The sequence below is a fragment of the Acidaminobacter sp. JC074 genome (assembly GCF_022496765.1).
Taxonomy (GTDB): Bacteria; Bacillota; Clostridia; order Peptostreptococcales; family Acidaminobacteraceae; genus JABXKX01.
Window position 1 is genome coordinate 157,559 of the sequence record NZ_VANV01000016.1, and the last position, 11,465, is coordinate 169,023.

Annotated in this window: 9 protein-coding genes; all 9 read left to right on the forward strand. The window is 36.9% G+C overall.

The genetic code is table 11. The features are described 5' to 3' along the window. The 9 genes from ftsE (at position 1) to EZV73_RS18645 (ending at position 11,234) form a co-directional block, all read left to right on the forward strand. On the forward strand, positions 1–687 hold the full coding sequence (gene ftsE / locus EZV73_RS18605) for a cell division ATP-binding protein FtsE (protein WP_240841906.1): 687 nt from the start codon (positions 1–3) through the stop codon (positions 685–687). After that, on the forward strand, positions 677–1,576 hold the full coding sequence (gene ftsX / locus EZV73_RS18610; RefSeq protein WP_240841907.1) for a permease-like cell division protein FtsX: 900 nt from the start codon (positions 677–679) through the stop codon (positions 1,574–1,576). Before ftsE ends, ftsX begins: the two co-directional genes overlap by 11 nt. A gap of 9 nt (positions 1,577–1,585) precedes the next feature. Beyond that, positions 1,586–2,707 carry a murein hydrolase activator EnvC gene (locus EZV73_RS18615; RefSeq protein ID WP_240841908.1) on the forward strand — a complete coding sequence of 374 codons (1,122 nt, stop codon included), beginning with the start codon at positions 1,586–1,588 and terminating at the stop codon, positions 2,705–2,707. Then, positions 2,708–3,898, forward strand: coding sequence for a S41 family peptidase (locus tag EZV73_RS18620; RefSeq protein WP_240841909.1), 1,191 nt, complete (start codon positions 2,708–2,710; stop codon positions 3,896–3,898). It begins immediately after the preceding gene. 61 nt (positions 3,899–3,959) lie between these two features. After that, the gene (locus EZV73_RS18625; RefSeq protein WP_240841910.1) at positions 3,960–4,484 is read left to right on the forward strand and encodes a GNAT family N-acetyltransferase; all 525 of its coding nucleotides are present in this window, start codon (positions 3,960–3,962) and stop codon (positions 4,482–4,484) included. A 104-nt stretch (positions 4,485–4,588) separates the two neighbouring features. Beyond that, positions 4,589–5,695 carry an AI-2E family transporter gene (locus EZV73_RS18630; RefSeq protein WP_240841911.1) on the forward strand — a complete coding sequence of 369 codons (1,107 nt, stop codon included), beginning with the start codon at positions 4,589–4,591 and terminating at the stop codon, positions 5,693–5,695. 113 nt (positions 5,696–5,808) lie between these two features. Continuing rightward, positions 5,809–7,785 (forward strand): excinuclease ABC subunit UvrB, encoded by a 1,977-nt coding sequence (gene uvrB, locus EZV73_RS18635; protein ID WP_240841912.1) that lies wholly within the window; start codon positions 5,809–5,811, stop codon positions 7,783–7,785. An 11-nt stretch (positions 7,786–7,796) separates the two neighbouring features. Further along, positions 7,797–10,616 carry an excinuclease ABC subunit UvrA gene (uvrA, locus tag EZV73_RS18640; RefSeq protein WP_240841913.1) on the forward strand — a complete coding sequence of 940 codons (2,820 nt, stop codon included), beginning with the start codon at positions 7,797–7,799 and terminating at the stop codon, positions 10,614–10,616. A gap of 57 nt (positions 10,617–10,673) precedes the next feature. Continuing rightward, positions 10,674–11,234, forward strand: a complete 561-nt coding sequence (locus EZV73_RS18645; protein ID WP_240841914.1) for a putative metalloprotease CJM1_0395 family protein — start codon at positions 10,674–10,676, stop codon at positions 11,232–11,234. Positions 11,235–11,465 lie beyond the last annotated feature (231 nt).

Sequence of the window (11,465 nt, forward strand, 5' to 3'; positions counted from 1 at the left end):
ATGATAAGTTTGAAAAAAGTATTTATGCGTTATCCCAATGGTGTTAACGCACTAAATGGTTTAGATTTAGAAATAAAAGAAGGGGAGTTTGTCTTTGTTGTAGGGCCCAGTGGCGCTGGTAAATCAACATTGATCAAGTTACTTTTAAAAGAACTGCAGCCAACCAAAGGCAAGATTGTAATGGATGGTGAAGATATAACAAAAGTGCACGCCAGACGTGTACCTAGAATTAGAAAGAAAACAGGGGTCGTTTTCCAGGACTTTAGACTTTTGCCTAATAAGACTGCTTATGAAAACATTGCTTTTGCCTTGGAAATTACTCGAACTAAGTCAAAGGAGATTAAACCACTGGTTAAGAAAATCATGCAAATGGTTGGTTTAGACGGCAAAGAAAAATCTATGCCAAATGAACTGTCTGGTGGTGAACAGCAAAGAGTATCCATTGCTCGTGCCATTGTAAATGATCCGCCAATTCTTATTTGTGATGAACCAACTGGTAACTTAGATCCTGAAACTTCTTGGGAAATCATGAGACTCCTTAGAAGTATCAATAGGGCTGGTACAACGATTATCATGGTAACACATGACAAGAACATCGTTAACAATATGAAACAGCGTGTTGTTGCCATAGAAAATGGTCGTATAGTACGTGATGATGCGAGTGGGGTGTACGGCTATGATGATTAGATCTTTCTTTTATGTGATAAAACAAGCTTTTGTCAATCTATGGCGTAATAGAACCATGACACTTGCTTCAGTTATTTCAGTTGCAGCAACCTTGTTGATACTGGGTGTTGTGTTTATTTTAATCGTTAACATATCCAATCTATCTGAATATGCTTCGGCTCAGTTTGATTCGATTCAAGTGTTTTTAGAAGAGGATCTCAGTATTGATCAGATGAACAATATTAGTGATCAAATTGAAGGCTTAGAATCAGTAGCTGGGGTTACTTTTGAAACAAAAGAGCAAGCACTAGAGAAAATGAAAAACGATTGGGATCAATATGCTTCGGTTCTTGCAGGACTTGAAGATAGAAACCCGCTACCTAATTCGATTATTGTAGAAATTGATAATTTAATTTATTCTGATAGCGTTGTTAGAAAAATGAAAACCATACCTGGTATTGAGCAAATCAACTATTATAGAGATGTAATTGATACGATCAATAACTTAACGAAGTATGTTAGAGACTTAGGTTTAGGTATCATTGCTATTCTTTTATTTGTTTCAACATTTGTTATCAATAATACCATCAAATTAGCTGTTAATGCTAGAAAAACAGAAGTACAGATCATGAAATATGTTGGTGCAACTCACTGGTTTATCAGATGGCCATTTATTCTTGAGGGTACGATTTTGGGCTTGTTAGGTGCTGGTATTGCATCTGCCTTGATCTATTTCGGTTACTCGCTTACATTTGACGCATTGTCAGACAATGTATACATATTAGTTGCCCAATACATCATTCCTGTTTCAGGTGTAATGAATGATCTCTTACAAGTATTCATTCCTGTCGGTGCAGGTATTGGTGCACTTGGTTCTTTATGGGGGGTAAGAAGGTATCTAAACGTATAGGAGGCAGAATTGAAAAAGACATTACTTATATTTTTCATCCTGGTGTTTTCTGTTTCTAGTGTGTACGCAACTGGCGATGATATCGAGCAGCAAGAAGAAATGCTTGAATTGATTGAAGAAAAATTGAGTCAGCTAGATGATTCCCATCGTGACTTTGTCAATCAAAAAAACGCTATGATTAGAAACATCCGTTCTCTTGAAGACAGTGTTAGAAATACTGAAGATGAAATAGAAAAATTAAACGGAGATATCGACCTTAACAAAGTTGAAATCGGCAAGGCAACTTTAGAATTGGCAGCTGCCAAACAGGCCTTAGAAGAAACAACAGACTTAATGGATGATAGACTTCGTATTATGTATATGAATGGCACCATCGGTTATTTAGAGGTTATTTTGGATTCCAAAAACTTTGAGGATTTATTGACAAGAATCGAAATGCTACAAAGAATCGTGGAATCGGATACAGCTCTAATTGATCAGATGGACAGAGATAAGCAGTTAGTAGATGAAAAGAAGCAGAATTTAGAAGCGGAACAAGAAAAGCTACTTGCTCTTGAAAATGAACTTCAAGGTAAGCGTAGTCAATTGAAGGCACAAATTAACGATTTAGAAGTTCAGAAAGCTGCTTTGGAATCGGATATAGCAGCACTGGAAATTCAAATTGATGATACTTATGAAGATGCAGAGAGAGTTAAAAACATCATTGCAGAGCTGGAACTCTTGCAACAGTATGTTGGTGGTGAAATGACTTGGCCTGTACCAGGAGAGTTCAGAGTAACTTCACCATTTGGTATGAGACTGCATCCGATATTAAATGTTATGAAACTTCATACTGGTATTGATATTGGTGGTAACGGCAACACAGTCGTAGCAGCCAATAACGGAAAGGTGATTTGGTCAAACTGGCTTTCATCTTATGGTAAGTGTATTATGATTGACCATGGTGGCGGCTTAGTAACCTTGTATGCACATAATCAAAGCCTAACTGTGAAAAAGGGTGATGATGTTACAAGAGGTCAAAATATTGCCATTACTGGTTCTACGGGTAATGTAACAGGTGCTCATCTTCACTTTGAGGTTAGAAAAGATGGTGAGTTTGTAGATCCAATGGAATACGTGAAAGGTAATTAAATGAAACTGAAGAAAAGCCTGCTACCTTTTGTTCTAGGTGTACTTGTGACACTGGCAATCGGCATGGTACTGATAACTACTGAACATGCAGTGCTTATCTCTAGTATCAAATATGACCGCTTGCTAGACATGGACAAGAAGTATGAAAAAGCAGAAAAAATTAAAGAGGAAATACTCGAAGAGTTTTATCAAGAAATAAGCGAAGAAGAGTTAGAAATCGGTATGTACCGCGGGATGTTTGAAGCAACTGGTGACAAGTATTCTAGGTACTTTACTGAAGAGGAATTAGAAGCTTACCATGATTCTACCAATGGCAACTATGTTGGGATTGGTGTGCTGAGTGATGTTAGCGAAGGCGATATTCACATTACAAGAGTCTTTCCAGAATCACCTGCAGAGAAAGCCGGTATTCTAGCTGGTGATTTTATTATCGAAGTGGATGGTGTATCCATTGAAGATAGTGGTTATGAAAAGCTCATTGATATCATGCTTGGTGAAGAAGGTACAGATATAGAGGTTATTGTTAACAGAGACGAAGAAATTATGGTATTTAATTTACAACGTGGTCGAGTAGATATTCCATTTATATCTTCTAAAAACTTAGACGGTATTGGCTACATCCATATTTATCAGTTTGGTACTGATGTTTCTAAGGAGTTTAAGGATCACCTTAAGAGCCTTCAAAAGGAAGGTATTAGAGGTTTGATTCTTGATGTAAGAGACAATCCTGGCGGATTGGTTGCCGAATCTACGGATATAGCAGATATGTTAATGAAAGACGGCTTAATCATCTATACACTTGATAATGAAGACAATAGGAGGACCTACAAGTCAGATGCATCAAGCATCGACATTCCAGTGGTTTGTATTGCCAACGAAAAGAGTGCCAGTGCTTCAGAAATACTTATAGGTGCTTTACAAGATTCTGAAAGTGCCGTGATAGTAGGTGAGCAATCCTTTGGTAAAGGTATCGTTCAGGGGATTACAAATTTAACGGATGGGACAGGTTATAAGATTACTTATTCTCAGTATTTTACGCCAAATGACAATGTCATTCATCAAGTTGGTGTAACACCCGATTACATTGTACCATTTGAGGGTAGTATAAATATATTAGATCCTAATCCAGAGCAGGATCCTCAGTTAGACAAAGCTATAGAAGTTATGGAAGAGTTGATGCTTTCCAAATAACCAATCATGTGTTATAATATATATTCGTGGAAATCTTTTAAGATTTTAGAAGGAGTTTAGTATGATCATTAGAAAAGCAAGTATTTATGATAGTATAGGCGTTACAAAAGTATATGTAGAAACTTGGAAGACAGCTTATCGTGGAATTATTGATCAGGATTATTTAGAAAACATTAACTATGACAAGCAAAAAAGAAACTTTATGAATCTGTTAAATAAGGAAGCTTTAATCTATGTAGCTGAGTCTAAAATTGGTGAGATTGTTGGTTATGCAACACCAGAAGTAACAAAAGATGACTTTGGTGTAAACCGTGGTGAAATCTCAATGATTTATGTATTAGACCGTTACCAAGGTGAAGGCATTGGTCATAAGTTATTACAAAGATCTGCAGAAACATTGGTTAAGTCAGAAATTAAACGTATGATTGTTTGGGTATTAAAAGACAACCCTGCATGTGGTTTCCTTGAAGCTTTAGGCGGTACACCTAAGGAAACAAGACTTGATCAAATCGGTGGCATTGATTATGTTTCAATCGGTTATGTATGGGACGATATTGAAAATCAATTTGCATTTAAAGAGTTTTAAAAAGTGATGATCTCTGACAAACTGTCAGGGATTATTTTTTAACCCAATTTTAAATTAAGGTCTTTGTAGACTTGTGTTATAATGTGAGGAGTAGGAGGTTTTCAATGAAAAACAAAATTCCTTATTTAGAGTTTTTACCAATCCTGGTTATTGGTTTGGTTTTATTTAAGTTGGTCGACCGAATAGATGAGTTTGGACTTCTGGTTGTTGGTGCTTTAAGGGTACTACAACCCGTCTTTTGGGCAATCGGTGTGGCCTACGTCTTAAATCCTATGATGAAGTTTTTTCAAAGGAAGTTTAAGATGCCTAGGATACTTGCCATTTTGAGCTGTTATGTGATTGTGATCGGCATCATCATCACCTTGATTACCATCGTTATTCCAATGATTGTGGAGAATGTAGTAGAACTCGCTGGTAATATTGAAACTTATCAAGAGATGGCCATCGAGTATTTCCAAGACAATGTGGCTTCTACATCATGGTATAAAGACTTAGGTCTCAGCGAATATTTGACCATTGATAAACTGTCAACTGATATTGTGAGCATACCTGATTTATTAAACAGTGTTCTGAATGGTTTAGTTGGCTTTGTAGGTGGCTTCTTTGGTGGTACATTTAAGATCATTGTCGGTTTTATTATTGCCGTATACTTATTGTTGGACAAGGAAAAGTTTCAAGTTGGCTTAAAAAAGATCGTTTATGGTTTCTTTAAGGAGAAGCAAGCTGACTTGACCATCATCTTCTTTGGTGATGTTAACAAGATTTTTTCTAGATATATCATTGGTAAGACCATTGATTCGGCCATTATTGGCATGCTGTGTTTCATTGGACTTGTTATCCTTCAAACACCTTATGCAGCCTTAATAGCCATTATTGTCGGTATTACCAATATGATTCCATATTTCGGACCTTTTATCGGTATGGTACCTGCTATCATCCTGACTTTGTTTGTAAGTCCTATTAAAGCTGTATGGGTTGGTCTATTTATATTTGGACTCCAGCAGTTTGATGGTTATTATTTAGGACCTAAGATATTAGGGGATTCAGTTGGTTTGTCTCCTTTCTGGATTATATTAGGTATACTTGTTGGTGGTTCAATGATGGGTGTGCTGGGTATGTTATTAGCAGTCCCTGTTGTTGCGGTTATGCAAATGGTCTTTACAAGAGCAGTTGAAAAAAGGCTGAGTAAAAAAGATATTATTGTTGAGTAATCCTGGGTGACCAGGATTATTGTATTTTTACGAAAATAGTGTACAATGAAATAGTTGACGTATGGTCATAAAAGTCATATAATTGAAACGAACGTACGTTTGTAGGAGGTTTTATGAAGAAGTTTGAATTGGTATCTGAATACAAGCCAACAGGTGATCAACCTGAAGCGATAGATAAATTGGTCAAGAGCATTGAAAGTGGAGAAAGGTATCAAACACTTTTAGGTGTTACAGGCTCTGGTAAGACGTTTACCATGGCTAATGTCATTGAAAAAGTCCAAAAGAAGACCTTGGTGATAGCCCATAACAAAACTTTGGCAGGTCAGCTTTGTGCAGAGTTCAAAGAATTCTTTCCAAACAATGCAGTAGAATTCTTCGTCTCGTATTATGACTATTATCAACCGGAAGCTTATATACCTGGAGCTGATGTCTTTATTGAAAAGGATTCATCTATTAATGATGAAATTGATAAACTTAGGCATAGCGCGACCTTGTCTTTGTTTGATAGAGATGATGTTATTGTTGTTGCATCAGTGTCTTGTATATATGGTCTTGGTGATCCCGTTGACTATAAAAACATGGTTATATCACTCCGTCCTGGTATGGAAAAATCACGCGAGTCATTGATAGAGAAATTAGTTGAGCTTCAATACAATAGAAATGATATTTCATTTGTTCGTGGTACTTTTAGAGTACGTGGTGACGTAGTAGAGATTTTTCCAATTTCAAATGATAAGATTGCCTATAGGGTTGAGTTCTTTGGCGATGAAGTAGATCGGATTTCTGAAGTGAATGTTGTCACAGGTGAAATATTGGGTTTAAGAGATCATGTAGCTGTTTTACCAGCCTCTCACTATGTTACTCAGAAAGAAAAAATTGACGCTGCCATCAAGCGAATTGAAGACGAGATGATAGAGCAAGTTCAAGTCTTTAAGGAACAAGGTAAGCTTATAGAAGCACAGCGTATTGAGCAAAGAACCAATTATGATATTGAAATGTTAAAAGAAGTTGGTTTTTGTTCAGGTATAGAGAACTATTCAAGACCTATTTCAGGTAGAGAAGCTGGCTGTAGACCTTATACACTACTGGATTACTTTGGTGATGATTGGATGGTTGTTATTGATGAGTCCCATGTATCGATCCCTCAAATAAGAGGTATGTATGCTGGTGACCAATCAAGAAAGAAAACCTTAGTGGATTATGGTTTTAGATTGCCATCTGCCATGGATAATAGACCCCTTAATTTTGATGAGTTTGAGTCACTGATTAAACAAGCAGTTTTCGTATCTGCAACACCAGGACCTTATGAAAAGGAACACAGTAAAGAGGTAGTTGAGCAGATTATCAGACCAACAGGTCTTCTTGATCCGCCAATTGATATCAGACCTGTAGAGGGTCAAATTGATGACCTTTATACAGAAATCATGAACCGTACTAAGAAAAATGAGCGTGTACTGGTTACAACTCTGACTAAGAAGATGGCAGAGGATTTAACAGACTACTTTAAAGAGCTCAATGTTAAGGTTAAGTACATGCACTCGGATATTGATACTTTTGAGCGTCTAGATATCATAAGAGACCTTAGAAAAGGTGAATTTGATGTACTTATTGGTATCAACCTCTTAAGAGAGGGACTTGACTTGCCAGAGGTTTCATTGGTTGCCATATTAGATGCAGACAAAGAAGGTTTTTTACGTTCTGAAACATCTTTGATTCAGACCGTTGGTCGTGCTGCAAGAAACTCTGAAGGTAAGGTAATTATGTATGCCAACAGAATTACTAAATCCATGCAGAAGACAATTGATGAAACACTTAGAAGAAGAAAATTACAGGAAGATTATAACTCAGAACATGGTATTATTCCAAAGACCATTTCAAAGACAATTAGAGATGAAATCAAGGCAACGCATGTTGCAGAGGATGATGCATTATATGAAGAAATGTCAGAATATGATGCAGAAGACCTGTATGAGTTAATAGAAAATATAAGAGATGAGATGAAGCAGGCTGCAGGCGATTTACAGTTTGAGCGTGCGGCTGAGTTAAGAGATAAAATCACAGACTTAGAAAAGTTAATTGATAAGAAATAATCGGAGGCAACATGTCTAAGAAGTTTATAGAAATAAAAGGTGCTAAGGAGCATAATCTAAAGAATGTCGATGTAAAGATTCCTAGAGACCAGTTTGTTGTTATCACTGGTCTGAGTGGGTCTGGTAAATCGTCACTTGCATTTGATACCATTTATGCAGAAGGGCAAAGACGTTATGTAGAGAGTTTGTCATCATATGCTAGACAATTCTTAGGTCAAATGGAAAAGCCAAATGTTGAATACATTGAAGGTTTATCACCAGCCATATCCATAGATCAAAAAACAACCAATAGAAACCCTAGATCTACAGTTGGTACAGTAACAGAAATATATGATTACTTCAGACTGTTATTTGCTAGAGTAGGTACACCACATTGTCCTACTTGCGGTAGAGTTATTTCACAACAAAGTGTAGATGAAATTGTAGATAACATATTGTCATTCCCGGAGAGAACTCGAATCCAGCTACTGGCACCTATCGTAGTTGGTAAGAAGGGTACCCATAAAAGGGATCTGAACATGATCAGAAAAGATGGTTATGTTCGTGTACGTGTTAATGGTGAGATGCGTGAACTCAGTGAAGAAATTGAATTAGAGAAGAATAAAAAACATACCATTGAAGTGGTTGTAGATAGATTGATTGTTAAGCCTGGAATTGAAAAACGTTTAACAGATTCAGTAGAGACTGTATTAAAACTTACAGAAGGTGTTTTAATTTGTCATAAGGAAGATGGGGATGAGATCTTTAATACAAACTTCTCATGTCCAGAGCATGGCGCAGGTATTGCTGAAATGGAACCAAGAATGTTCTCCTTTAATGCACCATATGGGGCATGTCCAGAATGTAAAGGTTTAGGCCATAAGTTAGAGATTGATCCAGCTCTTGTTGTTGAAGATAAAAATTTATCTATTCGAAATGGGGCGATTGCACCTTTTTCTTCAAGTGCTGAAGGGACTTACTATGTTCAAATGTTTGCATCCATTCTTGAGCACCATGGTCATGACATAGACACGCCATTTAAAGACTTGTCAAAGAAGTGTCAAGATGAACTGCTTTATGGTTCAAATGGTCGTATCATCGAGTTTAGATTTGCCTCAAAGTTCGATGATGATTATAGAACCTACAAAGCACCTTTTGAAGGTGTAATCAACAATCTTCAGAGAAGATTTAAGGAAACAAACTCTGATTATATGAGAAACAAGATTCAAGAATACATGTCTTTAAACCCATGTCCAAAGTGTCATGGTAGAAGACTAAAAGATGAGTCTCTAGCTGTAACTGTTGGTGGAAAGAACATTGATGATGCAACCAAATTTTCTGTAAAGGACGCACTTGCTTTCTTTAAAGGACTTGAGTTTGATACAAATAACACTGTGATTGCTGAACAGATTTTAAAGGAGATTATTGCTAGACTCCAGTTTTTAAGTGATGTTGGTTTAGACTACTTATCATTAGACCGTTCTGCTTCTACACTATCTGGTGGTGAGTCTCAGCGTATTCGACTTGCCACTCAAATTGGATCAAGTTTAGTAGGTGTCCTTTATATTCTAGATGAGCCTTCTATTGGTCTACACCAGAAGGATAATGAAAAGTTGATCGGTACACTTAGAAATCTGACGGATATCGGTAACACCGTTATTGTTGTAGAACATGATGAAGATACCATTAAAAGTGCTGATTATGTCTTAGATATTGGTCCTGGCGCTGGTGAACACGGTGGTGAGATCATTGCATCAGGTACAGTTAACCAGATTGTAAAAAATAAGAAGTCTATTACCGGTCAGTTTATTTCAGGTAAACGTCAAATAGCCATTCCTGAACTTAGACGTGAAGGTAATGGTCATGCCATAACAGTTTATGGTGCAGAAGAAAACAACTTAAAGAAAATAGATGTATCATTCCCGCTTGGTAAGATGGTTTGTATCACTGGTGTTTCTGGCTCGGGTAAATCTACTTTAGTTAATGAAATTTTATATAAGTCTCTTGCCAATAAACTTTTAAGAAATAAGAGAAAAGCTGGTAAACATGACCGTGTAGAAGGCTTAGAAGTTATAGATAAGGTTATTGATATTGATCAGTCGCCTATCGGACGTACACCAAGGTCTAATCCAGCGACTTATACAGGTATGTTTGATCATATTAGAGATTTATTTGCTTTGGTACCAGAAGCCAAGTCACGTGGCTACAAGAAGGGGCGATTCAGCTTTAACGTTAAAGGCGGTCGATGTGAATCTTGTAATGGTGACGGTATCAATAAGATAGAAATGCACTTTTTACCAGATGTATATGTTCAATGTGATGTATGTAAAGGTAAACGTTACAATAGAGAAACATTAGAAGTAAAGTATAAGGGTAAAAATATTTCTGAAGTATTAGATTTAACAGTAGAAGAAGGATTAACTTTCTTTGAAAATATTCCTAAGATTAAAAATAAACTACAGACTTTATCAGATGTAGGTTTAGATTATATCAGATTGGGTCAGCCATCTACTCAATTATCAGGTGGTGAGGCACAGCGTATTAAGCTTGCTACAGAGTTATCTAAGAGGTCGACAGGTAAAACGCTCTATATTCTTGATGAACCAACAACAGGTCTTCATATGGCCGATGTTGAGCATTTAATCAAGGTATTAGATCGTCTAGTAGATGCAGGCAACTCGGTGCTTGTTATTGAGCATAACCTAGATGTTATCAAGTGTGCTGACCATATTGTAGACCTAGGACCGGACGGTGGTGACCGTGGTGGTACAGTGGTTGTAGAGGGAACGCCAGAACAAGTTGCAGAGCATCAAGGTTCTTACACTGGAGAGTTCTTAAGAAAGATGCTTTAATACTAAAGGTTTAAGGTAAATATAGTGGGTATATAATGAATAGAAATAGGAGGTCTTATGCTTCAGTCTCTTAAATATTCAGCTTATACCCAAAATGTCCTTCCTTCAGATGAAAAGTTCAAAGTTAAAGACGTCAGTTTTGTTAAGGCTGAAACTGCCAAAGAACGTCAGATTAAGGACGAAATAGAAAGGCTTGAGTCCTGGGAGGACTATGTTAAAAGCCATGAGCTTGCACACGGTGTCGTCGGAGGATCTTCCGTTGGCTCGTCTTCTTATGTCTATACCTATGGTCCAGATGGCAAGAAGTATATTCAAGGTGGACAAGTCAGCGTTTATATTCCAAAAGGTTTAGATGAAGCATCCATGGCATCTTTGAAGCGTTTGAAAAATGCCCCTGGGGCATCAAAAGATATGTCTATGAAAGATATGACCAGTGGTGCAATTATCAGTGCTGTGGAACGATCAAGAGCTTTTAAGCTGAGGATGAAAGAAGCCACAGAGAAATATGAAAAGCAAAAGATATTAGAAGCTGAAGAGGCCATTGATAATGGTCAAGAGATATTTGCATATAAAAAACTAGATATTTCAAGTACTAGATTAATTGAATTGTTTGTTTAGGTTTAAAGACTTGCTCTTTAGACCTTTTCATTGTAATGAAAACTTGTTTTCATAAGCAACGAAGCACTCGATGTGCTGAGTTCTTATTGTAAAAAGAAAACCACTGGTTCGACCAGTGGTTCTAAAAAGCTTTAGCTATGAGCGGTGTTTTTACCTCCTTATGATACGATTAAGATGGTTCGCCAACCAGAATAAATGAATCATAAGGAGGATCCGAATATGGATATGAAT